This window comes from Pseudomonas sp. R76 (assembly GCF_009834565.1).
Classification (GTDB): domain Bacteria; phylum Pseudomonadota; class Gammaproteobacteria; order Pseudomonadales; family Pseudomonadaceae; genus Aquipseudomonas.
On the sequence record NZ_CP019428.1, the window covers coordinates 58173 to 82854 of the forward strand.

Annotated in this window: 26 protein-coding genes; 14 read left to right on the plus strand and 12 right to left on the minus strand. The window is 62.0% G+C overall.

What is annotated here, in order from left to right:
• Nucleotides 1–12: 12 nt before the first annotated feature.
• From rsmB to def, 3 genes are all read right to left on the minus strand, one after another.
• A complete protein-coding gene (gene rsmB / locus PspR76_RS00250) occupies nt 13–1323 on the minus strand; it encodes a 16S rRNA (cytosine(967)-C(5))-methyltransferase RsmB (protein WP_159953456.1) in 1311 nt (436 codons plus the stop codon).
• On the minus strand, nt 1320–2273 hold the full coding sequence (gene fmt / locus PspR76_RS00255; RefSeq protein WP_159953457.1) for a methionyl-tRNA formyltransferase: 954 nt from the start codon (nt 2271–2273) through the stop codon (nt 1320–1322). Before fmt ends, rsmB begins: the two co-directional genes overlap by 4 nt.
• 69 nt (nt 2274–2342) lie before the next feature.
• A complete protein-coding gene (gene def / locus PspR76_RS00260) occupies nt 2343–2849 on the minus strand; it encodes a peptide deformylase (protein WP_034101640.1) in 507 nt (168 codons plus the stop codon).
• Between the two features lie 135 nt (nt 2850–2984).
• Here def and PspR76_RS00265 point away from each other — a divergent pair, with 135 nt between their 5' ends.
• From PspR76_RS00265 to PspR76_RS00275, 3 genes are all read left to right on the plus strand, one after another.
• The gene (locus PspR76_RS00265) at nt 2985–3752 is read left to right on the plus strand and encodes a peptidoglycan-binding protein (protein ID WP_159953458.1); all 768 of its coding nucleotides are present in this window, start codon (nt 2985–2987) and stop codon (nt 3750–3752) included.
• Nucleotides 3753–3815: 63 nt separating this feature from the next.
• Nucleotides 3816–4910: a DNA-processing protein DprA gene (dprA, locus tag PspR76_RS00270; protein ID WP_159953459.1), complete on the plus strand. Its 1095-nt coding sequence runs from the start codon at nt 3816–3818 to the stop codon at nt 4908–4910.
• A 54-nt stretch (nt 4911–4964) separates the two neighbouring features.
• Entirely contained in the window at nt 4965–5522 is a 558-nt protein-coding gene (locus PspR76_RS00275; RefSeq protein WP_159953460.1) for an L-threonylcarbamoyladenylate synthase, read from the plus strand.
• Nucleotides 5523–5635: 113 nt separating this feature from the next.
• Here PspR76_RS00275 and PspR76_RS00280 read toward each other — a convergent pair whose 3' ends face one another.
• Nucleotides 5636–6613, minus strand: coding sequence for an NADPH:quinone reductase (locus tag PspR76_RS00280; RefSeq protein WP_159953461.1), 978 nt, complete (start codon nt 6611–6613; stop codon nt 5636–5638).
• 160 nt (nt 6614–6773) lie between these two features.
• Here PspR76_RS00280 and hemF point away from each other — a divergent pair, with 160 nt between their 5' ends.
• Nucleotides 6774–7706 (plus strand): oxygen-dependent coproporphyrinogen oxidase, encoded by a 933-nt coding sequence (gene hemF, locus PspR76_RS00285; protein ID WP_159953462.1) that lies wholly within the window; start codon nt 6774–6776, stop codon nt 7704–7706.
• Nucleotides 7706–8524 carry a shikimate dehydrogenase gene (aroE, locus tag PspR76_RS00290; protein ID WP_159953463.1) on the plus strand — a complete coding sequence of 273 codons (819 nt, stop codon included), beginning with the start codon at nt 7706–7708 and terminating at the stop codon, nt 8522–8524. Before hemF ends, aroE begins: the two co-directional genes overlap by 1 nt.
• 131 nt (nt 8525–8655) lie before the next feature.
• Here the strand turns inward: aroE and PspR76_RS00295 are convergent, their stop codons facing one another.
• The 3 genes from PspR76_RS00295 to betC form a co-directional block, all read right to left on the minus strand.
• Nucleotides 8656–10224, minus strand: a complete 1569-nt coding sequence (locus PspR76_RS00295) for a SulP family inorganic anion transporter (RefSeq protein ID WP_159953464.1) — start codon at nt 10222–10224, stop codon at nt 8656–8658.
• Between the two features lie 173 nt (nt 10225–10397).
• Nucleotides 10398–11312, minus strand: coding sequence for a choline ABC transporter substrate-binding protein (choX, locus tag PspR76_RS00300; protein WP_159953465.1), 915 nt, complete (start codon nt 11310–11312; stop codon nt 10398–10400).
• A gap of 18 nt (nt 11313–11330) precedes the next feature.
• Complete coding sequence (gene betC / locus PspR76_RS00305; protein WP_159953466.1) at nt 11331–12845, minus strand: choline-sulfatase; 1515 nt, start codon at nt 12843–12845, stop codon at nt 11331–11333.
• Nucleotides 12846–12948: 103 nt separating this feature from the next.
• Here betC and PspR76_RS00310 point away from each other — a divergent pair, with 103 nt between their 5' ends.
• The 6 genes from PspR76_RS00310 (at nt 12949) to PspR76_RS00335 (ending at nt 18693) form a co-directional block, all read left to right on the plus strand.
• Entirely contained in the window at nt 12949–13899 is a 951-nt protein-coding gene (locus PspR76_RS00310; protein WP_159953467.1) for a choline sulfate utilization transcriptional regulator, read from the plus strand.
• A 30-nt stretch (nt 13900–13929) separates the two neighbouring features.
• Nucleotides 13930–14256, plus strand: coding sequence for a DOPA 4,5-dioxygenase family protein (locus PspR76_RS00315; protein WP_159953468.1), 327 nt, complete (start codon nt 13930–13932; stop codon nt 14254–14256).
• A gap of 161 nt (nt 14257–14417) precedes the next feature.
• Nucleotides 14418–15377 (plus strand): 2-dehydro-3-deoxygalactonokinase, encoded by a 960-nt coding sequence (locus PspR76_RS00320; RefSeq protein ID WP_159953469.1) that lies wholly within the window; start codon nt 14418–14420, stop codon nt 15375–15377.
• A gap of 1 nt (nt 15378) precedes the next feature.
• Nucleotides 15379–15999 carry a 2-dehydro-3-deoxy-6-phosphogalactonate aldolase gene (locus PspR76_RS00325; RefSeq protein ID WP_159953470.1) on the plus strand — a complete coding sequence of 207 codons (621 nt, stop codon included), beginning with the start codon at nt 15379–15381 and terminating at the stop codon, nt 15997–15999.
• A gap of 61 nt (nt 16000–16060) precedes the next feature.
• Entirely contained in the window at nt 16061–17209 is a 1149-nt protein-coding gene (dgoD, locus tag PspR76_RS00330) for a galactonate dehydratase (protein WP_017137927.1), read from the plus strand.
• Between the two features lie 173 nt (nt 17210–17382).
• On the plus strand, nt 17383–18693 hold the full coding sequence (locus tag PspR76_RS00335) for an MFS transporter (RefSeq protein ID WP_159953471.1): 1311 nt from the start codon (nt 17383–17385) through the stop codon (nt 18691–18693).
• A gap of 202 nt (nt 18694–18895) precedes the next feature.
• On the opposite strand, the gene PspR76_RS00340 is transcribed toward PspR76_RS00335, so the two are convergent.
• The 3 genes from PspR76_RS00340 to trpB form a co-directional block, all read right to left on the minus strand.
• Entirely contained in the window at nt 18896–19345 is a 450-nt protein-coding gene (locus PspR76_RS00340) for an anti-virulence regulator CigR family protein (RefSeq protein ID WP_159953472.1), read from the minus strand.
• Nucleotides 19346–19484: 139 nt separating this feature from the next.
• Nucleotides 19485–20294: a tryptophan synthase subunit alpha gene (trpA, locus tag PspR76_RS00345; RefSeq protein WP_159953473.1), complete on the minus strand. Its 810-nt coding sequence runs from the start codon at nt 20292–20294 to the stop codon at nt 19485–19487.
• Nucleotides 20294–21520, minus strand: a complete 1227-nt coding sequence (gene trpB / locus PspR76_RS00350) for a tryptophan synthase subunit beta (protein ID WP_159953474.1) — start codon at nt 21518–21520, stop codon at nt 20294–20296. Before trpB ends, trpA begins: the two co-directional genes overlap by 1 nt.
• Before the next feature lie 108 nt (nt 21521–21628).
• Here trpB and PspR76_RS00355 point away from each other — a divergent pair, with 108 nt between their 5' ends.
• Nucleotides 21629–22525, plus strand: coding sequence for a LysR family transcriptional regulator (locus PspR76_RS00355; RefSeq protein ID WP_159953475.1), 897 nt, complete (start codon nt 21629–21631; stop codon nt 22523–22525).
• Between the two features lie 8 nt (nt 22526–22533).
• Here PspR76_RS00355 and PspR76_RS00360 read toward each other — a convergent pair whose 3' ends face one another.
• Nucleotides 22534–22860 carry a DUF883 family protein gene (locus tag PspR76_RS00360; RefSeq protein WP_003170746.1) on the minus strand — a complete coding sequence of 109 codons (327 nt, stop codon included), beginning with the start codon at nt 22858–22860 and terminating at the stop codon, nt 22534–22536.
• Between the two features lie 155 nt (nt 22861–23015).
• Here PspR76_RS00360 and PspR76_RS00365 point away from each other — a divergent pair, with 155 nt between their 5' ends.
• Nucleotides 23016–23231 (plus strand): dodecin, encoded by a 216-nt coding sequence (locus PspR76_RS00365; RefSeq protein ID WP_016969657.1) that lies wholly within the window; start codon nt 23016–23018, stop codon nt 23229–23231.
• A 116-nt stretch (nt 23232–23347) separates the two neighbouring features.
• Complete coding sequence (locus PspR76_RS00370; RefSeq protein ID WP_034116619.1) at nt 23348–23575, plus strand: DUF1161 domain-containing protein; 228 nt, start codon at nt 23348–23350, stop codon at nt 23573–23575.
• A 62-nt stretch (nt 23576–23637) separates the two neighbouring features.
• Here the strand turns inward: PspR76_RS00370 and PspR76_RS00375 are convergent, their stop codons facing one another.
• On the minus strand, nt 23638–24639 hold the full coding sequence (locus tag PspR76_RS00375) for an LLM class flavin-dependent oxidoreductase (protein WP_159953476.1): 1002 nt from the start codon (nt 24637–24639) through the stop codon (nt 23638–23640).
• Nucleotides 24640–24682 lie beyond the last annotated feature (43 nt).

Consider the following 24682-nt stretch of genomic DNA (forward strand, 5'->3'; position numbering starts at 1 on the left):
CCTTAAACCCGTTCAGCCGCGTGCGGCGGCAATCTTGATCAGTTTGGCGTAGTAGAAGCCATCGTGTCCGCCTTCCTGTGCCAGCAGCTGGCGGCCATGGGGCTGCTTGATGCCGGCCGCCGTAGCCAGGTCCAGCTCGCGCGCGCCGCTGGTGCGGGCGAGGAAGGCTTCGATCACCTCGGTGTTCTCGGTGGGCAAGGTCGAGCAGGTGGCGTAAAGCAGGATGCCGCCGACTTCCAGGGTTGGCCACAAGGCGTCGAGCAGCTCGCCTTGCAGCACGGCCAGGGCGGCGATGTCGTCGGGTTGGCGGGTCAGCTTGATGTCCGGGTGACGGCGAATCACACCCGTGGCGGAGCATGGCGCGTCGAGCAGAATGCGCTGGAAGGGTTTGCCGTCCCACCAGGTGGCGGTGTCGCGACCGTCGGCGGCGATCAGCTCGGCGCTCAGGCCCAGGCGGGCGAGGTTTTCGCGCACGCGCACCAGGCGCTTGGCTTCCAGGTCGACGGCGACTACACCGGCGAGGTCTTTTTCGACTTCCAGAATGTGGCAGGTCTTACCGCCCGGCGCGCAGCACGCGTCAAGCACGCGCTGGCCGGGCGCCAGGTCGAGCAGGTCGGCCGCGAGTTGCGCGGCTTCGTCCTGCACGCTGATCCAACCTTCGGCAAAACCCGGCAAGGCGCGCACGTCGGTGGCCGCTTCGAGCACGATGCCGTCGACGCTGAACACGCACGGCGTGGCGTTGATGTTGGCCCCGGTAAGTAATTGCAGGTAGGCGTCACGGCTGTGATGGCGACGGTTAACCCGCAGAATCATCGGCGGATGCGCATTGTTGGCGGCGCAAATGGCTTCCCATTGATCAGGCCAGAAGGCTTTCAACGACTTTTGCAGCCAGCGCGGGTGGGCGGTGCGCACCACCGGATCATGTTCCAGTTCCGCCAGCAGCGCTTCGCTCTCGCGCTGGGCACGGCGCAGCACGGCGTTGAGCAGCGCCTTGGCCCAGGGCTTTTTCAGCTTGTCGGCGCAACCCACGGTTTCGCCGATGGCGGCGTGGGCCGGCACGCGGGTGTAGAGCAGTTGATAGAGGCCGACCAGCAGCAGCGCCTCCACATCGGCATCGGCTGCCTTGAACGGCTTTTGCAGCAACTTGGCCGCCAGTGCCGACAAGCGCGGCTGCCAGCGGGCGGTGCCAAAGGCCAAATCCTGGGTGAAACCGCGATCACGGTCTTCGACCTTATCCAGCTGGGTCGGCAGTGAACTGTTCAGCGACGCCTTGCCATTGAGGACGGCGGCGAGAGCCTTGGCGGCGGCCAGACGCGGGTTCATTGAACGAGCGCCCCGAGAACCGTGCCCAGGGCAAATTTCTCACGGCGGCTGTTGAACAAATCGCTGAAATTCAGCGCCTTGCCGCCGGGCAATTGCAGACGCGTCAGGCACAGGGCCTGCTCACCGCAGGCGACCAACAGGCCTTCTTTGCTGGCGCCGATGACTTCACCGGGGGCGCCTTTGCCGTCAGCCAAGGTGGCGGCCAGTACTTTCAAGGCTTCGCCGCTGAGCGTGCTGTGGCAGATCGGCCACGGGTTGAAGGCACGTACCAGGCGCTCCAGCTCGACGGCTGGGCGGCTCCAGTCGATGCGCGCTTCGTCTTTGTTCAGTTTATGGGCGTAAGTGGCCAGGCTGTCGTCCTGCACTTCGCCGTCCAGGGTGCCGGCAGCCAGGCCGGCGATGGCTTGCACCACGGCAGGCGGGCCCAGCTCGGCGAGACGGTCGTGCAGGCTGCCGCCGGTGTCTTCGGCGGTGATCGGGGTGGTGACTTTAAGCAGCATCGGGCCGGTGTCCAGGCCCGCCTCCATGCGCATCACGGTCACGCCGCTTTCGCTGTCACCGGCTTCCACGGCGCGTTGGATCGGCGCTGCACCGCGCCAGCGTGGCAGCAGCGACGCGTGGCTGTTGATGCAGCCCAAACGTGGGATATCCAGCACGGCCTGCGGCAGGATCAAGCCATAAGCCACCACCACCAGCAGGTCCGGCTTCAACGCGGCCAGTTCGGCCTGGGCCTCGGCGTTGCGCAGGGTCGGCGGTTGCAGCACCTGAATGTTGTGCTCAAGCGCCAACTGCTTGACCGGGCTTGGCATCAGTTTTTGCCCGCGACCGGCCGGGCGGTCCGGCTGGGTGTACACCGCGACGATGTCATAAGGGCTGGCAAGCAGGGCCTTGAGGTGTTCGGCGGCAAATTCAGGCGTGCCGGCAAAAACAATGCGCAGTGGCTCGGTCATGGGAGTTCTCGGTTAAAAACAGTCACAAAAGAAAAAGGCTTGCCGCAGCAAGCCTTTGGAAGAAGGGCATCAAGCTTGCTGGCGATGCTTTTTTTCCAGCTTCTTCTTGATCCGGTCGCGTTTAAGCGTGGACAGGTAATCAACAAACAGCTTGCCGTTGAGGTGGTCGCACTCGTGCTGGATGCACACGGCGAGCAGGCCATCGGCGATCAGCTCGTACGGCTTGCCATCACGGTCCAGCGCCTTGATCTTCACGCGCAGCGGGCGCTCGACGTTCTCGTAGAACTCCGGCACCGACAGGCAGCCTTCCTGGTATTCGCCCATCTCGTCGGTCAGCGGTTCGAACTCGGGGTTGATAAACACCCGGGGTTCGCTGCGATCTTCCGACAGGTCCATGACCACGACGCGTTGATGCACGTTGACCTGGGTGGCGGCAAGGCCAATGCCCGGGGCTTCATACATTGTTTCAAACATGTCATCGACCAACTGACGAACCTTGTCGTCCACTACGGCCACCGGTTTGGCGATCGTGCGCAGGCGCGAGTCGGGAAATTCGAGGATGTTCAAAATAGCCATAAGCGTAATTGCTGCACATGTGAGGTAGAGGCAAATCGGCGGTGGGATGGACCCAGGCAGCCGGTGTGAAAGGTTCGAAAGCCGCGAAGGCTATGGCATTTCACGCGAACGCACATAATAAAGGAGATTCACCCCATGAGGAAATCGCTACTCGTCTTGCTGCTGTGGGCGCCGCTCACCCTGGCCATGATTGCGCAGCCCGGCCAGCGCCTGGAACACGCGACGCAACAGGCCATCCAGCACTTTTTACTGCACAACCGCATTCTCGATTCAGTCCAGGACCTGGATAACGCGCCTTACATTGTCGCGGCCGACGCGGGCCGAGTGTTGGGCGCCAACGGCGAGCGTGTGTATGCCAGAGGCGTCTTGGATCCGACCCAGCCAAGCTACGGGATCTTTCGACGCGGCAAGGCCTACACCGACCCTCAAACCCAAGAGATGCTGGGCATAAACGCCGACGACGTTGGCACTGCACGCTTTGTGATGGCGGGCGATGTATCCACCCTTGCGGTGCAGCGGGTCACCCAGGAAATCCGGCCAGGTGACCGCCTGTTGCGTGCCGAACCACCCGTTGAACAGGCCAGCCTGAAGCCTGGGCCCTTCATAGAAGGGCACATCATCGATGTGCCCAAAGGCGTCACCCAGATCGGCGTACTGGATGCCGTGACCCTGAACAAAGGCCGTCGTGATGGCTTGGTCGAAGGCCAATTACTCACGGTGATCAAGGCCGGCGCCACCGTACGCGACACCCTCACGGGTGCGCAAACCACGCTCCCCGATGAGCGCGCCGGCACGCTGCTGGTGTTTCGCACCTATGAAAAGCTCAGTTATGGCCTGGTGCTCAGTGCCTCACGCGCACTCGCCGTTGAGGACCGATTCGAGACTGCCCGACAAACACAATAAATAGCCTGCTAAATAAGTTACCAACAGAGTTATCCACAGCTTGTTCCGGTCAAGGATGATCAAATGTATCCGATAAACAGCAGTGAAATTTCCCCGTCAGAACTGGAAGCTCGGCTACGCTTGCACAGGCTGCCGGAACTGGGTCCCAAGCGTTTCCGTGTATTGATCGACGCGTTCGGCTCTGCCTCAAAGGCCATCAGCGCCCCCGCCAGCGCCTGGCGTTCCCTCGGGTTGCCGGCCATCAGCGCCGATGCCCGGCGCAGCCCCGAAATACGTGACGGTGCCGGTGAAGCATTGGCGTGGTTGGAGCAGCCGGCCCAGCATTTGCTGATGTGGGACCAACCTGAGTACCCGGCACTGCTCGCCCAGATCGACGACGCACCACCGTTATTATTCGTCGCTGGCGACCCGAAAATCCTGGAAAAACCGCAGTTGGCCATGGTCGGCAGCCGCCGTGCATCCCGCCCTGGCATGGACACCGCCGCAGCCTTTTCCCGCGCCTTGGCGAGTGCCGGTTTCGTCATCACCAGTGGCCTCGCGTTGGGTATCGATGGCGCGGCGCACCAGGCAGCGCTGGATGTTGGCGGCCAGACAATCGGCGTGCTCGGCACCGGGCTGGAAAACTTTTATCCACAGCGGCACCGACGGCTCGCAGCGGCGATGATTGCCCAGGGCAGCGCGGTGGTTTCCGAGTTTCCGCTGAACGCCGCACCCCAGGCGGCTAACTTCCCCCGACGCAACCGAATCATCAGTGGCCTGTCGTTGGGCGTGCTGGTGGTGGAAGCCAGCATGGCCAGCGGTTCGCTGATCACCGCGCGGCTGGCGGCCGAGCAAGGGCGCGAGGTGTATGCGATCCCGGGCTCCATTCACCACCCAGGCGCCAAGGGTTGCCATCAGTTGATCCGCGACGGCGCGACGCTGGTGGAATCCATCGAGCATATTCTGGAAGGCTTGCGCGGCTGGCAGGCCTTGTCCCGCCCGACGCCGATGCCGGTGACTCACCCACTGGTGGCGCTGCTGCACGCGGCGCCGCATTCCAGTGAGGCCTTGGCGATTGCCAGTGGGCGGCCTTTGTCCCACGTGCTGGCGACACTGACCGAGCTTGAACTCGAAGGCCAAGTGATCTGCGAAAGCGGGCGCTGGCTCGCGCGCTGCTAGGTTTTGTAAAGAAGATCGGTAAACTGCGCAGAGCTTTAGTCCGGAGAGTGAGCAATGGTCAACAGGTGGCGTGTGCTGGAAACCGCACGAGAAATTCGCGCAGGCGCGGTGATCGCCTATCCGACCGAAGCGGTCTGGGGCCTGGGCTGCGACCCGTGGAACGAAGAAGCGGTGGACCGGCTGCTGGCGATCAAGAATCGGTCAGTGGACAAGGGCCTGATCCTGGTGGCGGATAACATTCGCCAGTTCGATTTTCTCTTTGAAGACTTCCCGGACGCCTGGATCGAGCGCATGGCCAGTACCTGGCCTGGGCCGAACACCTGGCTGGTGCCGCATCAGGACTTGCTGCCTGAATGGGTCACAGGTGTGCATGACACGGTGGCGTTGCGGGTGAGCGACCATCCGCTGGTGCGGGATTTGTGTTCGTTGGTCGGGCCGCTGATTTCCACCTCGGCCAACCCCCAGGGCCGCCCGGCTGCGCGTACGCGGCTTCGTGTGGAGCAGTATTTCCGTGGCCAGGTGGATCGGGTGCTGGGTGGTGCTTTGGGTGGGCGCAAAAACCCGAGCCTGATTCGCGATTTGGCGACTGGTGAGGTGGTGCGGCCGTCCTGAGACCGAGGTGCGGCCATCGCGGGCAAGCCCGGCTCCCACAGGGAAATGCGATCAAAATGTGGGAGCGGGCTTGCTCGCGAAGAGGCCATCACTGCCCCTGGAGATCTACCGCCTTATGGCAGAAGAATGGTCGACCCGGTGGTCCGCCGCCCCGACAACTCAGTCTGCGCCTTCGCGGCATCCGCCAACGAGAACCGCTGGTTGATATCAATGCGCACCTTGCCGCTCTTGATCATCGAGAACAGGTCATCCGCCATCGCCTGCAAGTCTTTCGGGTTGCTGGCGTAGGTCGCCAAGGTCGGCCGGGTGACATACAGCGAGCCCTTTGCCGCCAGAATCCCCAGGTTTACGCCATCCACCGCGCCCGACGCATTCCCGAAACTCACCACCAGCCCACGCGGTGCCACGCTGTCCAGCGAAGTCAGCCAGGTGTCTTTGCCGACGCCGTCGTACACCACCGGCACCTTTTTACCGTCGGTCAGTTCCAGTACGCGTTGTACGACGTTTTCCTTGCTGTAGTCGATGGTTTCCCAGGCGCCGAGGGACTTGGCCAGTGCTGCCTTTTCCGGCGAACTCACGGTGCCGATCAACTTCACGCCCAAGGCCTTGGCCCATTGGCAGGCCAGCGAACCCACACCACCGGCAGCGGCGTGGAACAGAATGGTTTCGCCGCCCTTCAATTCGTAGGTCTGGCGCAGCAGGTACTGCACGGTCAGGCCCTTGAGCATGGCGCCAGCGGCTTGTTCGAAGCTGATGTCGTCCGGCAGATGCACCAGGTTGGCGGCGGGCAATGTGTGCAACTCGCTGTAGGCACCCAGCGGGCCGCTGCCGTAGGCCACTCGGTCGCCCACTTTGAATTGCGTGACTTCGCTGCCCACCGCGTCGACCACACCCGCGCCCTCTGCGCCCAGGCCCGAAGGCAGCGCTGGCGGTGCATACAGACCGCTGCGGAAATAGGTGTCGATGAAGTTCAGGCCAATGGCCTCGTTACGCACGCGAACCTGCTGCGGGCCAGGCTCTGCCGGCGTGTAGTCCACATACTCAAGCACTTCGGGGCCGCCATGGGCGCTGAACTGGATACGTTTGGCCATCTGCACTTCTCCTGAGGTCGAATTCGCGTAGCCCTCTATCCCACTCCTATGCTTGATCTTCGTCAACTGCGGCAGCATGGAGTGCGGTGGTATCCTGTGCGCCCATTTGCCGCCGACGCCCAATGGCCTCGCGTAGCTTTGCCCGATTCAAGGTGATGCCATGACTACTCGCACCGAGGCTGTTAAAGCCTACCTGCTCGACCTGCAAGACCGCATTTGCAGCGCCCTGGAAACCTTTGAGACGGACACTCGCTTTATTGAAGACGCCTGGACCCGGCCTGCCGGCGGTGGCGGTCGCACCCGTGTAATTGAAAACGGCACGGTGATCGAAAAAGGCGGCGTTAACTTTTCCCACGTGTTCGGCAGCGGCCTGCCACCGTCGGCCAGTGCGCATCGCCCTGAGCTGGCCGGTCGCGGCTTTGAGGCTCTGGGCGTGTCGCTGGTGATCCACCCGCACAACCCGCATGTGCCGACGTCCCACGCCAACGTGCGCTTTTTCATCGCCGAAAAAGAAGGCGAAGAACCGGTGTGGTGGTTCGGCGGCGGCTTCGACCTCACGCCCTACTACGGCAACGAAGAAGACTGCATCCACTGGCACCGCGTGGCAGAGCAGGCCTGTGCGCCGTTCGGGCCGGACGTGTACGCGCGCTACAAGGCGTGGTGCGACACCTACTTCCATATCAAGCACCGCAACGAACCGCGCGGCATCGGCGGCCTGTTCTTCGATGACTTGAACGAGTGGGGCTTCGACACCTGCTTCGCCTTCATCCGCTCCATCGGCGATGCGTATATCGACGCCTACCTGCCAATCGTGCAGCGCCGCAAGGCCATGGCGTACACCGAGCAACAGCGTCAATTCCAGGAGTTCCGCCGTGGGCGCTATGTCGAGTTCAACCTCGTCTATGACCGTGGCACCCTGTTTGGCCTGCAGTCGGGCGGGCGCACCGAGTCGATCCTGATGTCGCTGCCGCCGCAAGTGCGCTGGAGCTACGACTGGAAAGCCGAGGCCGGCAGCGAAGAAGCGCGCCTCACCGATTACTTCCTGCAAGACCGCGACTGGCTCGGCATTGCCGCGCCCAAGGCGGCGGTCTGATGGATCGTTATGTCGTGTTCGGCAACCCCATCGGCCACAGCAAGTCGCCGTTGATCCACCGTATGTTTGCCGAGCAGACCGGCGAGCAACTGGACTACAGCACCTTGCTGGCGCCGCTGGAGGATTTCACCGGCTGTGCCCGTGAGTTTTTTCAGCAAGGCCGTGGCGCCAATGTCACCGTACCGTTCAAGGAAGACGCCTACCGCCTGGCCAACAGCCTGACCGAACGTGCCCAGCGGGCCGGGGCGGTGAACACCCTGAGCAAGCTGGTCGACGGCACGTTGCTGGGCGATAACACCGACGGCGCCGGCCTGGTGCGTGACCTGACGGTGAATGCCGGGTTGAGCCTGCAAGGCAAACGCATCCTGCTGCTCGGCGCCGGTGGCGCGGTACGCGGGGCGTTGGAGCCCTTGCTGGCCGAGCAACCAGCGTCGCTGATCATCGCCAACCGCACCGTGGAAAAAGCCGAATTGCTCGCCGAGTTGTTCGACGACCTGGGCCCAGTGTCTGCCAGCGGTTTCGACTGGCTGCGTGAGCCGGTGGACGTGATCATCAATGCCACGTCCGCCAGCCTGTCAGGCGATGTACCGCCGATTGCCGGCAGCCTGATCGAACCGGGTAAGACGTTCTGCTACGACATGATGTACGCCAAGGAACCCACCGCGTTTTGCCGTTGGGCTACAGAGCAGGGCGCAGCGGTGGCGATGGATGGCTTGGGCATGCTCGTGGAGCAGGCGGCGGAAGCGTTCTTCCTGTGGCGCGGTGTGCGCCCGGATTCGGCGCCGGTGTTGGCTGAGTTGCGGCGGCAGTTGGCCTGACACAAATCCAAATTGGGGCACGGTCAAAATGTGGGAGCTGGCTTGCCTGCGATAGCGGTGTATCAGATACAAGTTTGTTGGCTGAGCCACCGCTATCGCAGGCAAGCCAGCTCCCACAGTTTTAACCCTGTTTATTCTTCAAAATGGATGGGGCATTTTTCGGCCCCTTCCAATTTCTTTAATTCCTCCACCACCTGCGGTCGGGCCCGGCGCAAGGTCAAACTACGCCCCGTTCCCCGCAACCGCCGCGCCTCCTGATGCAGCATCTCCACCCCCGAATAGTCGATAAAGTTGATCTGCTGCGCCTCGATCACCACCCGCTCGCCCTGCAAACTCTGCAGCCGCACTTGCAGGTAATGGCTGGCGCCAAAAAAAATCGAGCCGCCGACCCGCAATACATCTTCGTCACCGTCGCGCCACTGCTGCACGCGCGGTTGCGAGGTGCGCTTGAGGTAGAAAAACAACGAGGCCAGCACCCCGGCATAGATGGCCGTTTGCAGTTCCAGCAGCAAGGTGGCGATGCATGTCAGGCTCATCACTACAAACTCGGCGCGGCTGACGCGGAACAGTGCGCGAATACCACGGTAATCCACCAGGCCCCAGCAGATCAGCAGGATGCTGGCGGCCATACTCGGGATCGGGATATGCGCGATCAACGCCGCACCAAAGAGTGCGAATAAAGCCACCCACAGCGCAGAAAACACGCCCGCCAAGGGTGAGCAGGCGCCCGCCTCGTAGCTTAAGCCCGAGCGGGTAAAGGAACCGGCTGACAAGTAGCCGGAAAAAAATCCGCCAACGATATTGGATAAACCCTGCGCGCGGACTTCCTGGTTGGCATCCAGCAGTTGCTGCGAGCGCGCCGACAGCGAGCGCGCAATCGACAGGCTGGTGACCAGCCCCAGCATGCCCACCGCCACCGCACTCGGCAGCAAACGCAGCAGCGTATCCAGGTCCATCGGCAACGGGCTGAACGGCGGCAGCTTGCCCACAAACGAACTGACCTGCGCCACGTGCCCGAACATCGCCGGCCACAGCCAGGCCACCAGGCTGCCCAGCGCCAAAGCGATCAACAGCGTCGGCCAGCGTGGCACCCAGTATTTGAGCAACGCGCCCACCAGCAAGGTGCCCAGGCCCAGGGCGAGGGAAGCGTGGTCCCATTCGCCACCGTGATCGATGAGCGCCAGCAGGCTTTTAATCGCCGTGGCCTGGCTGGGCAGATCCAGCCCCAGCAAGTTGGGCAACTGCCCCAAGGCAATCACCACGGCAGCACCCAGCGTGAACCCGAGTACCACCGAGTGCGAGACGAAATTCACCAGCGCGCCGAAGCGCAGCATGCCCAACAGCCACTGGAAAACCCCGGCGAGAAACGTCAGCAGCAGGATCAGCGTGATGTAGTCCTGCGACCCCGGCACGGCCAAGGGGCTGACGCTGGCGTAGAGCACGATGGAAATCGCGGCTGTCGGGCCGCAGATCAGGTGCCAGGAGGAACCCCAAAGGCAGGCGATCAGCACCGGGATGATGGCAGCGTACAGGCCGTATTCCGGTGGGAGACCGGCGATCAGCGCGTAGGCAATCGACTGCGGCAGCGCGAGCACGGCGCCACTGAGGCCGACCATCGCATCCCGGCCGACGCTGGCGCGGCTTTGGCGCGGTAGCCAGGCGAGGAAGGGGAAGAGAGTGTGGCGGTTGGGCCGGGGCATCGCAAACTCGGTCGAAAAGGTTAGCTCAGGGTATCAGCACATACCGGTACCTGTGGGAGCTGGCTTGCCTGCGATAGCATCACCTCGGTCTGACTGACAGACCACGTTGTCTGCATCGCAGGCAAGCCAGCTCCCACAAAAGCCAGTTCCCAAAAAGGATCGATTTTCGGGGGTTAGAGTTTGGCTTTGACAGCCGCCAGCGCATCCTGGCCATCCACGGTTTTTACCCCATCGAGCCACTTATCCAACACCGCCGGATTGGCCTTGATCCACGCCTTCGCCGCATCGGCATTGCTGAGCTTTTTATTCGCCACCTCAGCCATGATGCTGTTCTCCATTTCCTGGGTGAAACTCAGGTTGGTCAGCAGCTTCCCGACGTTCGGGCAGGCCTGTGCATAACCCTTGCGGGTCAGGGTGAATACGCTGCCTTTGTCACCGAAGTACTTCTCGCCGCCTTTGAGGTAATGCATTTTCAACTGCACGTTCATCGGGTGCGGCGTCCAGCCGAGGAAGGTGACGAATTTCTGTTTCTTCACCGCCCGCGACACTTCGGCGAGCATTGCCTGTTCACTCGACTCGATCAGCTTCCACTGGCCCAGATCGAAGTCGTTCTTCTTGATGATCTCCTGCAGCGAAATATTCGCCGGTGCGCCGGAGCCGATGCCGTAGATCTTCTTATCGAACTTGTCGGCAAACTTGTTCAAGTCAGCAAAATCATGCACCCCGGCGTCCCACACGTAATCCGGCACGGCCAGGGTGAACTCGGTGCCGTCGAGGTTTTTCGCCAGTTGCACCACGTCGCCATTGGCGACGAACTTGTCATAGAAGCCCTGCTGCGCCGGCATCCAGTTGCCCAGGAACACATCGACTTGGCCGTCCTTGAGCCCGCCAAATGTAATCGGCACCGCCAGGGTGTCGACCTTGGCCTTGTAGCCCATGCCGTTCAGCAAAAAACCGGTGATGGCATTGGTGGCGGCGATATCGCTCCAGCCTGGGTCGGCCATCTTCACCGTGTCACAGCTGGTGTCCGCGTACACATGGGCGCTACTGAGCACCAACATGCCCAGCACTACAGTCAACTTTTGCATGGCCTTCCCTCTGTCTATTTATTGGTTTTGGCAGGGTTGTGGATAACGTGCCTTGCGCTCCAGGTCGTCGAGGTCGATATGGTTGCGCATGTATTGCTGACTGGCGTCCACCAGTGGCTGGTGATCCCAGCTCTTCAGCTTGCCTTGGGTCAGCGCCTCAAACACCAGGCGGCGACGGCGTTGGCTGGCGAGCACCTGTTGGTGGATCGCCGGGATGTCCCATTTGGCCCGCGCCTCACTCAAAAACGCCTCGAACAGTGGCCGGTGTTCCGGTGACTGGCTGAGGTTTTCCCGCTCGTGCGGGTCGTTGCGCACATCGAACAGTAGACAAGGGTCGTCTTCGCTGTAGATGAATTTGTAAGCGCCACGGCGAATCATCATCAATGGGCTGATGGTGCCTTCGGCCATGTACTCGCCAAACACTTCGTCGTGCCCGCCCTGCCCTCGCAAATGCGCGAGCAGCGAGCGGCCGTCCAGCGGCAAGCGCGGGTCCAGCTCGCCGCCGGCCAGTTCCACCAGGGTTGGCAACAGGTCGGCGGTGGACACGGCTTTGCTCACGCGGCCCGCCGCAAACTGCCCCGGCGCACTGACCAGCAGCGGTACGCGGGCGGCCATTTCGAACCAGTGCATTTTGTACCAGAGGCCGCGCTCACCGAGCATGTCGCCGTGGTCGCCGGAGAAAATGATGATGGTGTCATCGGCCAGGCCGGTGTCTTCCAGGGTTTGCAGGAGTTTGCCGACGTTGCTGTCGATATAGCTGCACGCGCCGAAATACGCACGCCGCGCGTCGCGAATCTTGTCCACCGGCAGCGGCTTGTCCCACAGGTCATAGACCTTGAGCAGGCGCTGGGAATGCGGGTCGAGGTCGGCCTGGGCGGGCGTCGCAGGCAACGGGATGTCGCTGTCGTCGTACAGGTCCCAGAACGGCTTGGGAATGGTGTACGGGTCGTGTGGGTGAGTCATCGACACGGTCAGGCAGAACGGCTGCTCGCCGTCTTCGCGGATATGGTCGAACAGGTACTGCTGGGCCTTGAACACCACTTCTTCGTCGAAATCCAGCTGGTTGGTGCGCACGCACGGGCCGGCTTGCAGCACCGAGGACATGTTGTGATACCAGGTGGGGCGCACGTCCGGCTCATCCCAGTTCACTGCCCAGCCATAGTCGGCGGGGTAGATGTCGCTGGTCAGGCGTTCTTCGTAACCGTGCAACTGGTCAGGGCCGCAGAAGTGCATCTTGCCCGACAGCGCAGTGCGGTAGCCGAGGCGACGCAGGTAGTGGGCATAAGTCGGCACATCGGCGGGGAAATCCGCTGCGTTGTCGTAGGCGCCGATCTTGCTCGGCAACTGGCCGCTGACCAGGGTGAAGCGCGACGGCGCGCACAGCGGGCTGTTGCAGTAGGCGGCGTCGAACACCACGCCCTGTTCGGCGAGGCGACTCAGGTTCGGCAGTTTGATCGGGGAAGGTCCGTAGAACGGAAGCAGCGGCGCGGCCATTTGATCGGCCATGATGAAAAGAATGTTCTTGCGCTTCATGAGTCTTCGGCATTCCATAGGTGGTGTTTATGCGAATGAGCATGCGGCCCATGGAAAATGGGGTAAAGCCCATGAAAAGCAATGTCTAGGATAAGCACAGCTTATGTATGAAGCCCTCGGCGATGTATCCCTCGACCTGCTGCGCGCGTTCGAGGCGGCGGCGCGCCACCGCAGCTTTACCGCTGCGGCCATGGAGCTGGGCACCACCCAGCCGGCCATCAGCCAGCAGATCAAGCGCCTCGAAGAACAGCTGGCGATTCGCCTGTTTGATCGCATTTACCGTGGCATTGAACTGACCGATGCCGGCGCCCTGTTGTTCGAGCATGTGCAAGGCGGTTTGCAGACCATCAACCAAGGCCTGAGCGCGATCACCCAGCAGGACCAGCATGAAGTGCTGCAAGTGGCCACAGACTTCGCCTTCGCGGCCTACTGGCTGATGCCGCGCCTGCACCGCTTTCACCAGGCCAACCCGCAGGTCGACGTCAGCCTGGTGACCAGCGAACGCAACCACGCCACCTTGCGCAGCGATATCGACGTGGCGGTGTTGTTCGGCGATGGCCGTTTCAAACAGGGCGACAGCCTCTGGCTGTTCAACGAGGAAGTGTTCCCGGTGTGCAGCCCGCAATGGCTCAAGGACCAGGCCACGCCGCTGACCGTGCAGACGCTGCAGGACTGTCCGCTGCTGCACCTGCGCCAGGAAAACAACAGCCAGTGGTTCGACTGGAGCGGCGTGTTTCGCGAACTGGGCATTACCACCGCGCCCACGCCCGGCCAACTGCGCTTCGACAATTACACCTTGTTGATTCAGGCGGCGATTGCCGGCCAGGGCGTGGCCATCGGCTGGCGCCATTTGGTGGATAACCTGCTGGAACAGAACTGGCTGTGCCGGCCGATCAGCGACACAGTGATTTCACGCTTCGGCTATTACGTGGTGCAACCGCAGCGCAAACGTCGGGGGCAATTGGTCGAGCGCTTTGTCGACTGGCTGGTGGCCGAGCAAGCCAGCAGCGCGCAATCGCTGACCGGGCTGGCCCTGCCGTCGATTGCGGTCTAGGATCGGCGCATATTGGATCCGGATTTCGCCATGCAACGTATCAAGGGTTATCACGCCCATATCTACTTCGACGCCAACACCATCGACCAGGCGCGGCAGCTTTGCGAGGACGCGGCCAAGCTGTTCCCACTGCGCATGGGCCGTGTGCATGAACGCCCCGTGGGCCCGCACCCGGACTGGAGCTGCCAGCTGGCATTCGAGCCTGAGTACATCGGCGTGGTGCTGCCGTGGTTGGCGTTGCATCGCGAAGGGTTGGTGGTGTTTCTGCACCCTGATACCGGCGATGACCTGAAGGATCACACCGATTACGCGATCTGGATGGGCGCCATGCGTGAGCTGGACCTGTCTATTTTTTAACCAGTCATGATCAAAATCCCGTCGCCGCGTAAAAGCCGACGGGATTTTTTATGGATTAACCCAATATATGGGACTGTTATTTATATATTGAGATATCGCCGGTCATAGGTTTATATTCGCCCATCTGCTTTTTTCAGCACCCACTCATTTCAGGTGAAGCGATGCAGGCGCAATTGATCGCGCTCGACTGGGGGACCAGCTCCCTTCGTGCTTATAAACTCGGCCCGGCCGGCAAGGTGCTTGAACAACGCACGCTGGCGTTCGGGATCATGCACCTGCCCAGCGAACCTCGGGAGATTGCCGGCGTGCGTTGCAGCGATGGCTTCGAGTTGGCGTTCGATGCGGCCTGCGGTGATTGGCTGGAGGCCGAACCGAGCCTGCCGGTGATCGCCTGCGGCATGGTCGGCAGCGCCCAGGGCTGGAGCGAAGCGGCCTATCGCAACACACCGGTCGATGTCGCCAGCCTGGGCCAGGCGCTGCACTCCGTGCGCAGCCTGCGCGGCGTCGAGGTGCACATCGTGCCCGGCGTGATCGAACAAGTGGGCTTGCCGAATGTGATGCGCGGCGAAGAAACCCAAGTGCTGGGCGTGCTGCAAGGCCTCGGTGCGCAGGTGTTGATCGGCCTGCCCGGCAGCCATTCCAAGTGGGTCGAGGTGGTGGATGGCTGCATCACCCACTTCGACACCTTCATGACCGGCGAGCTGTTTGCGGTGCTGAGCCAGCACAGCATTCTCGGCCGTACGCAAAAGGCTGCCGACCACTTTCAGGCCGAGGCGTTTGATCGCGGCGTGCACGTGGCGCTGTCTGAAGACGGCCAGCGCGGCGTGCTTTCTACATTGTTCAGTGCCCGCACCCTGGGCCTCACCGCCGAGCTGGCACCTGACCAGCAGCCGGATTACCTCTCCGGCCTGCTGATCGGCCATGAACTGGCCGGCCTGCCGGCGCACGCAAAACACCAGCCTATCGTGCTGGTCGGCACCGCACCGCTCTGCGCCCGTTACCAACGCGCCCTCGCCCTTTGCGGCTTCGCCCACGTCAGCCTGGCGCAAGCGGCCACCGAACGCGGCCTGTGGCAATTGGCCGTGGCCGCTGGGCTCACTCAACCTGTCCTGGAGGCCTGACATGCTCAAGCAAGCACTCGCACACAACGGTTTGATCGCAATCCTGCGCGGCGTTCGATCAGACGAAGCCGAGGCGATTGGCCAGGTGCTCTATCAGGCCGGCTTTCGGGTGATCGAAGTGCCGCTGAATTCGCCGGACCCTTACACCAGCATCCGCACCCTGCGCGACAGCCTGCCCGCCGATTGCCTGATCGGCGCGGGCACCGTGTTGACGCCGGAGCAGGTCGAGCAGGTCAAAGCCGCGGGTGGCCAAGTGATCGTCATGCCCCATAGCGATGCCAAGGTGCTGCGCGCAGCGAAAGCAGCGGGCTTGTACCTGTCGCCGGGTGTGGCCACGCCCACCGAAGCCTTCGCCGCACTGGCCGAAGGCGCCGACGTGTTGAAGCTGTTCCCGGCCGAGCAAATGGGCCCGGGTGTAATCAAGGCGTGGCTGGCGGTACTGCCGACGGGCACGTTGTTGCTGCCGGTGGGCGGTGTGACCCCGGACAACATGCAGGTGTATTTCGACGCGGGCGCCAAGGGCTTCGGCTTGGGTTCCGGGTTGTTCAAGCCGGGCATGTCCGTGGACCAAGTGGCGAGCAGCGCCCAGGCGTATGTCGCCGCGTGGAACGCGTTGAATTGATGCCCTGAAAAGAAAACACGTTTTGCGCCCTCGGCGCTGCATCGACAAGAGAGATAAGAAGATGAAAATCACCAAATTGACCACCTTCATCGTCCCGCCGCGCTGGTGCTTCCTCAAGGTCGAAACCGACCAGGGCGTGACCGGCTGGGGTGAGCCTGTGGTCGAAGGCCGCGCGCACACCGTGGCGGCCGCCGTCGAAGAACTGTCCGACTACCTGATCGGCAAAGACCCACGCAATATCGAAGACATCTGGACCGTGCTCTATCGCGGCGGCTTCTACCGGGGCGGCGCCGTGCACATGAGCGCCCTCGCCGGTATCGACCAGGCGCTGTGGGACATCAAGGGCAAGGCACTGGGTGTGTCGGTCAGTGACCTGCTCGGCGGCCAGGTGCGCGACAAGATCCGCGTGTATTCGTGGATCGGTGGCGACCGCCCGGCTGACACTGCGCGCGCGGCCAAAGAGGCCGTGGCGCGTGGTTTTACCGCAGTGAAAATGAACGGCACCGAAGAGCTGCAATTCGTCGACAGCTTTGAAAAAGTCGACCTGGCCCTGGCCAACGTCGCCGCCGTGCGCGATGCGGTGGGCCCGAACGTCGGCATCGGCGTCGACTTCCATGGCCGGGTGCACAAGCCCATGGCCAAGGTGCTGATGAAAGAACTCGACCCCTACAAACTGATGTTTATCGAAGAGCCGGTGCTCAGCGAAAACTACGAAGCCCTCAAAGAGCTGGCGCCGCTGACCAGCACGCCGATTGCCCTGGGCGAGCGCCTGTTCTCGCGTTGGGACTTCAAGCGCGTACTCAGCGAAGGCTACGTCGACATCATCCAGCCCGATGCTTCCCACGCCGGGGGCATCACCGAAACCCGCAAGATCGCCAACATGGCCGAAGCCTACGACGTGGCCCTGGCCCTGCACTGCCCGCTGGGCCCGATTGCCTTGGCGGCCTGCCTGCAATTGGACGCGGTTTGCTACAACGCGTTTATCCAGGAGCAAAGCCTGGGCATTCACTACAACGAGAGCAACGACTTGCTCGACTACGTGCGCGACCCGGGCGTGTTCGACTATGACAAAGGCTTTGTGAAGATCCCCAACGGGCCGGGCCTGGGCATCGAGATCAACGAGGAATACGTGATCGAACGCGCGGCCATCGGCCACCGCTGGCGCAACCCGATCTGGCGGCATGCCGACGGCAGCTTTGCCGAGTGGTAATCGTCCACTGACGGAACCGGATCACCTGTGGGAGCTGGCTTGCCTGCGATAGCGGTCTGTCTATACCCGATTAGCTGGCTGATACACCGCCATCGCAGGCAAGCCAGCTCCCACCTGAACCGTGTTTTTCCAGTAAGACCTGTCCTCAATAATCACAAGAAGAGGCAACCTCCATGCACCCTGAATCCTTCACCGGGCAGGCTTCTTTAGTCACGCCCAGCAGAAAGCGCTTCTTCATCATGGTGCTGCTGTTTATCACCGTGGTGATCAACTACCTCGACCGCAGCAACCTGTCGATTGCCGCCCCGGCGTTGACCAGCGAGCTGGGTATCGACCCGGTGCACGTCGGGCTGATTTTCTCCGCCTTCGGCTGGACCTACGCCGCCATGCAGATCCCTGGCGGCTGGCTGGTGGACCGCGTGCCGCCGCGTATTCTCTACACCGTGGCCCTGCTGCTGTGGTCGATTGCCACCGTGATGCTGGGCTTTGCCGCGAGCTTTATCGCGCTGTTTGTGCTGCGCATGGCGGTTGGCGCATTGGAAGCACCGGCCTACCCGATCAACAGCCGCGTAGTCACCACCTGGTTTCCCGAGCGCGAGCGCGCCACGGCGATTGGTGTGTATACGTCGGGGCAATTTGTCGGGCTGGCGTTTCTCACGCCGGTGCTGGCCTGGCTGCAGCATGCGTTTGGCTGGCACATGGTGTTTGTCGCCACCGGTGGCGTGGGGATTTTGTGGGCGCTGATCTGGTACGCGGTGTACCGCGAGCCGAAGGATTTCAAAGGCGCCAACGCCGCTGAAATCGAGCTGATCCGCGAAGGTGGCGGGCTGGTGGACATGCAGGCGAAAGCGGTCAAGGCGCCCTTCAGTTGGGTCGACCTGGGCATCGTGCTGAGCAAGCGCAAGCTGTGGGGCATCTACCTGGGGCAGTTCTGCCTGAACTCCACGCTGTGGTTTTTCCTGACGTGGTTTCCGACCTACCTGGTGAAATATCGCGGTATGGACTTCATCAAGTCCGGCTTGCTGGCGTCGTTGCCGTTTCTGGCCGCGTTTATCGGCGTGCTGTGTTCGGGGATTTTTTCTGACTGGCTGATTCGCCGGGGCACGTCGGTGGGTTTTGCGCGCAAGTTGCCGATTATCGGCGGGCTGCTGATTTCCACGGCGATCATTGGCGCTAACTATGTGGACTCGACCGCGTGGGTGATTGCGTTTCTGGCTGTGGCGTTCTTTGGCAATGGCCTGGCGTCGATCACCTGGTCATTGGTATCGACCTTGGCGCCGGCGCGGTTGCTGGGGCTGACGGGTGGGGTGTTTAACTTCATCGGTAACTTGTCGGCGATTACCACGCCGATTGTGATTGGCTTTCTGGCCAGCGGCGATTCGTTTGCGCCGGCGATTACCTACATTGCGGTGCTGGCGTTGCTGGGGGCGCTGTCTTACGTGTTGCTGGTAGGCAAAGTCGAACGTATCGAACTGAATGAATAACCTGTGGTGAGCGGGCTTCCTGTGGCGAGCGGGCTTGCCCCGCGTTGGGCTGCGCAGCAGCCCCATCAAGGCCACTGCGGTGTTTCAGAAAAACCGCGCTATTCGGTTTTGGGGGCGCTTCGCACCCCAACGCGGGGCAAGCCCGCTCGCCACCACAGCCCCGCTCGCACAACACGCCTGCCTCACAACAAGCGCATCGGTGTTAGTTGAGCACGCCGTCCAGAATCTCGTAGACGATGCCCGTGCCCACTGCAATCAACACCACATCTGGCCCGGACCGGCGCCATTCGTAACCTTGGTAAACCGGCAAACGCGACAGGGCGCGGTTATCCAGGCGTTCGCCATAGTAGCCACGTGGCAATGGCTGGCCGCGTACCAGGCGTACATTCGGCGGTGGCGGTGCGCCGCGTGAGAACTGGCCGTGGTTGTCGTGGATGATCTGCCGCACCGGGCCGAAGTCCTGAGGCGGGCCGCGGCGGTTGTCCTGCGGGCCGCGATGGTCGTCGCCACGTTGCTCGTGCTGGCCTTGCGGGCCGCCGCGGCCAGGGCCATCGCCATCACCGCGTTGGTCAGGCGGCGCGGCCTGCACCAAGGCACTCGCGCCGAGCATCAGCACGCCGAGACCAGCGATCAAGCGTTTAGGCATTTTCATGGGGGTGATTCCTCAGTACTGCACGAACAAAAAAGGGATTTCGAACCAGGTTCGAAATCCCTTGGTCTTGTCAGTTTAGGTACTGATTCGACAGTTTGATTCCTCTGTATCAGGAACTTTACCTACTGCTACATGGCGTTTACTTACGGGCGTTACGGACACCTTCCGACAGCGCCGCGCACAGGCCCAAAACACTCTCAATGGCTTGCTGATCATTTTTGGCACTGGCGATGTGGTCGATCAGTGCCGAACCCACCACCACACCGTCTGCCAGGCGCGCGATGGCGGCGGCCTGTTCCGGCGTGCGAATACCAAAACCGATGCTGATCGGCAGGTCGGTGTGGCGACGCAGGCGGGTCACGGCTTCTTCGACGTGCTCCAGGGTGGCGGCACCGGCACCGGTCACACCGGCCACCGACACGTAGTACACGAAGCCGGAGCTGCCGTTCAGCACGGTTGGCAGGCGCACGTCATCGGTGGTCGGCGTGGTCAGGCGGATAAAGTCGATGCCTGCAGCCTGGGCCGGGTCGCACAGTTCGCCGTTATGCTCGGGCGGCATGTCGACCACGATCAGGCCGTCAACGCCGGCTTCTTTCGCGTCAGCAATGAACTGCGGCACGCCGTATTTGTGGATCGGGTTGAAGTAGCCCATCAACACCAGCGGCGTGTCGTGGTTGTCTTTGCGGAACTCGCGGACCATCTGCAGGGTTTTCGCCAGGTTCTGCTTGGCTTCCAGCGCACGGATGTTGGCCAGTTGAATCGCCGGGCCGTCGGCCATCGGGTCGGTGAAGGGCATGCCCAGCTCGATCACGTCGGCACCCGCGGCAGGCAAGCCCTTGAGGATCGCCAGCGAGGTGTCATAACCCGGGTCGCCAGCGGTGACGAAGGTCACCAGGGCGGCGCGGTTTTGTTCTTTCAGCTGCGCAAAGCGGGTTTGCAGGCGGCTCATCAGTGTTTCTCCTGCTTCGACTGTTCCATATGGTGCATCACGGTCTGCATGTCTTTGTCGCCACGGCCGGAGAGGTTGACCACCATCAGGTGATCCTTCGGCAGATTCGGTGCGCGTTTGAACACTTCGGCCAAGGCGTGGGCGGTTTCCAGTGCCGGAATAATCCCTTCCAGACGGCAGCATTTGTGGAATGCGATCAGGGCCTCGTCGTCAGTCACCGAGGTGTATTGAGCACGGCCGATATCATGCAACCACGCGTGTTCAGGGCCGATGCCGGGGTAGTCGAGGCCGGCGGAAATCGAGTGGGCGTCGATAATCTGGCCGTCGTCGTCCTGCAGCAGGAAGGTGCGGTTGCCGTGCAGCACGCCCGGTACGCCGCCGTTGAGGCTGGCGGCATGCTTGCCGGTTTCGATGCCGTAGCCGGCCGCTTCAACGCCAATAATCTCGACGCTGGCGTCATCCAGGAACGGGTGGAACAGGCCCATGGCGTTGGAGCCACCGCCGATGCAGGCCACCAGGCTGTCCGGCAAGCGGCCTTCCTGGGCTTGCATCTGGTCGCGGGTTTCCTTGCCGATCACGGCCTGGAAGTCGCGCACCATCGCCGGGTACGGGTGTGGGCCGGCCACGGTGCCGATCAGATAGAAGGTGCTGTCGACGTTGGTCACCCAGTCACGCAGGGCTTCGTTCATCGCGTCCTTGAGGGTGCCGGTGCCGGCGACCACGGGGATCACTTCGGCGCCGAGCAGCTTCATGCGGAACACGTTGGCTTGCTGGCGCTCGATGTCGGTGGTGCCCATGTAGATCACGCAATCGAGGCCAAAGCGCGCGGCCACGGTGGCGGTTGCCACGCCGTGCATGCCGGCGCCGGTCTCGGCGATGATGCGTTTTTTGCCCATGCGCCGTGCCAGCAGGATCTGGCCGATGCAGTTGTTGATCTTGTGCGCGCCGGTGTGGTTCAGCTCTTCGCGCTTGAGGTAGATCTTGGCGCCGCCGCAGAACTCGGTCAGGCGCTCAGCAAAATACAGCGGGCTTGGGCGTCCGACGTAGTCGCGCTGGAAGTAGGCCAGTTCCTCGTTGAACGCCGGATCGATCTTGGCCGCTTCGTATTCGCGGGCCAGGTCGAGGATCAACGGCATCAGGGTTTCGGCGACGTAACGGCCGCCGAACGCGCCAAACAGGCCGTTGGCGTCAGGGCCGTTGCGAAGATCGGTCTGGGACTGAGTCATGGGGCGCTCCGTTAAAAAGGTGAGGAGAGGCAATGACGGCCACTCTACCCCTGACGCGCTACGCTGAAAACCGATAAGATCGCCGTAACCTGTCAGGAAAACTCACAGATGAGCCGAGACCTTCCGCCCCTCAATGCCTTGCGCGCGTTTGAAGCCACTGCCCGGCTCAACAGCGTCAGCCAGGCGGCTGAGCAACTCCATGTGACCCACGGCGCCGTCAGCCGACAGTTGAAGGTGCTTGAAGAGCATTTAGGTGTCAGCTTGTTCGCCAAGGACGGTCGCGGCCTTAAACTCACAGATTCCGGCGTTCGGCTGCGGGATGCCAGCGCTGAAGCCTTCGAGCGTTTAAGGGACGTTTGCGCCGAACTGACCCAGGCCAGCGCCGACGCACCTTTTGTACTCGGGTGTTCGGGCAGTTTGCTGGCGCGCTGGTTGATCCCGCGCCTGGGTCGCCTGAACGCCGACTTGCCGGATTTGCGCCTGCACCTGTCGGCGGGTGACGGTGACCTCGACCCGCGGCGCCCCGGCCTCGATGCCCTGCTGGTGTTCGCCGAACCGCCGTGGCCCGCAGATATGCAGGTGTACGAGTTGGCCAGCGAACGCATCGGCCCGGTGATGAGCCCGCGCTTCGCCGGGTACGAGCGCCTGCGTCAGGCACCGCCGCAAGCCCTGTGCGACGAAGCCCTGTTGCACACCACTTCCCGCCCGCAAGCCTGGCCCAGTTGGGCGCAGCAACACGGCATCGCGCCCGACGCGTTGAAACACGGCCAGGGGTTTGAGCATTTGTATTATTTGCTGGAGGCTGCGGTGGCAGGTTTGGGGGTGGCAATTGCGCCAGAACCGCTGGTGGCAGAGGACCTGCGAGCGGGTCGCCTGGTGGCGCCGTGGGGTTTTTGCGAAACCCCGGCGCACCTGGCGTTGTGGCTACCCAAGCGCGCCGCAGATGGGCGCGCGGGTCAGTTGGCGCAGTGGCTCAAGGCTGAGTTGCTGCGCCAGCCGTTGTAGCCGGTCAATCAGTCGCCGCGTTTGCACAGCAGGTAAGCCGCCAGCAGACCCAGCGCGCCAACGGCAACGCCGGCGGTAGTCCATGGGTGCTCTTGTGCGTAGTCACGGGTTGCAACACCGGTTTCGCGGATTTTGACTTTGCTTTCTTCGTAGGCATCGCTGATCAGGTGACGGGAATGCTTGAGTGCATTCTCGGCATTGCTTTTCAGGGCCTTCAGCGTTTTGCGCGACTCATCGGACGCATCATCCTTGAGGCTCTCAAGGGACTTGAGCAGGCTCGAAATCTCGGCTTCCATGCTTTCCAGCGACGCTTTGCGTAAAGAAGTGTTGGCCATGTGGACTCTCCTGAAGTGATTGAGTGGCATGTGTAGATACCGACTACGGCGTTTTCAGAAAGTGCAGTAAATCTGAACTTTCAGGTAGGAACAGTCGCCAGAAGCAGTACGAACATTGACTGCTACGCTGACTATAGACCTCAGGAGAAAACGCTATGTCTGATCATCACACGTACAAGAAAGTCGAACTGGTCGGTTCTTCGACCACCAGCATCGAAGACGCCATCAACAACGCAATCGCCGAGGCGCACAAGAGCATCAAGCACTTGGAGTGGTTTGAAGTGACCGAAACCCGTGGTCACATCAAGGACGGCAAGGCCGCGCACTTCCAGGTCACGCTGAAGGTGGGGTTCCGAATTGCCAGTAGTTGATCCGGTGAGTTGAACTTTGCTGACTGGCCGATTGCCATAACCTGCGCTACAAACAATGGGTGCCGATGCGATAAGCGTCGGCACGCTCTTTTCGATCAGCGCAAGGAAAGTATCGGATGAAGAAGTTCCTGTTAGCGGTAGGTTTGTTGAGCATTGCGGGCACAGCCCTGGCGGCGGGCAAGCCTTGTGAAGAGCTTAAAAGTGAAATTGCAGCGAAAATCGACGCCAAGGGCGCTTCGGGTTATTCGCTGGAAGTGGTAGATAAAGGCGCAGCACCCAGCGACCACACAGTCGTCGGCAGCTGCGAAGGCGGCACCAAGGAAATCGCCTACAAGCGCGGTTAATCCCGTGTTGCAGACATAAAAAACCGACGCGAGTGCGTCGGTTTTTTTTTGCCTTTGGGTTATCAGCCCTTCATCACCTGCGCCAGCAGCTCGTAGGAATGAATCCGGTCGGCGTGCTCGTACAGGTCGCTGGTGAAGATCAGCTCATCGGCGCCGGTCTGTTCGATCAGCACCTCCAGTTTGGCGCGGATCTTCGCCGGGCTGCCGACCATGGCCAGGCCGAGGAAGCTGCCGACGGCGTCTTTTTCATGGGGCAGCCACAGGCCGTCCATGGTTTTTACCGGCGGGCGCTGTACCAGGCTCTGCCCGCGCATCAGCGCGAGGATGCGCTGGTACACCGAAGTGGCCAAGTAATCGGCTTGCTCGTCGGTGTCGGCGGCCACCAGCGGAATGCCGAGCATCACGTAGGGCTTGTCCAACACTGCTGAAGGCTTGAAGTGATTGCGATACACGCGAATCGCCTCATGCATCAAACGCGGTGCGAAATGTGAGGCGAAGGCGTAGGGCAAACCGCGCTCACCGGCCAGCTGTGCGCTGAACAGGCTAGAACCGAGCAGCCACACCGGCACATTGGTGCCGGTGCCCGGAACGGCGATGATCCGTTGGTCGGGCGTGCGTGGGCCCAGGTAGGCCACCAGTTCGGCGACGTCATCCGGGAAGTCGTCCGCGCTGCCTGAGCGCTCACGGCGCAGGGCGCGCGCGGTCATCTGGTCGGAACCGGGGGCGCGGCCCAAACCCAGGTCGATACGGCCGGGATACAGGCTTTCCAGTGTGCCGAACTGTTCGGCAATCACCAACGGCGCGTGGTTGGGCAGCATGATGCCGCCGGAGCCGACGCGAATCGTCGAGGTGCCACCGGCCAAATAACCCAGCAATACCGAGGTAGCCGAACTGGCGATGCCGTCCATGTTGTGGTGCTCAGCCACCCAAAAACGGTTGTAGCCGAACTTTTCCACGTGTTGGGCCAAGTCCAGGGAGTTGCGCAACGACTGCGCGATGCTCCCGTTGGCGCGCACGGGCACGAGGTCGAGGGTCGAAAACTTCACGTCGGACAGCGATTTCATAAGCCTGCTTCTCCATTAGGTGCGCAGGCTTATAGACGAACCA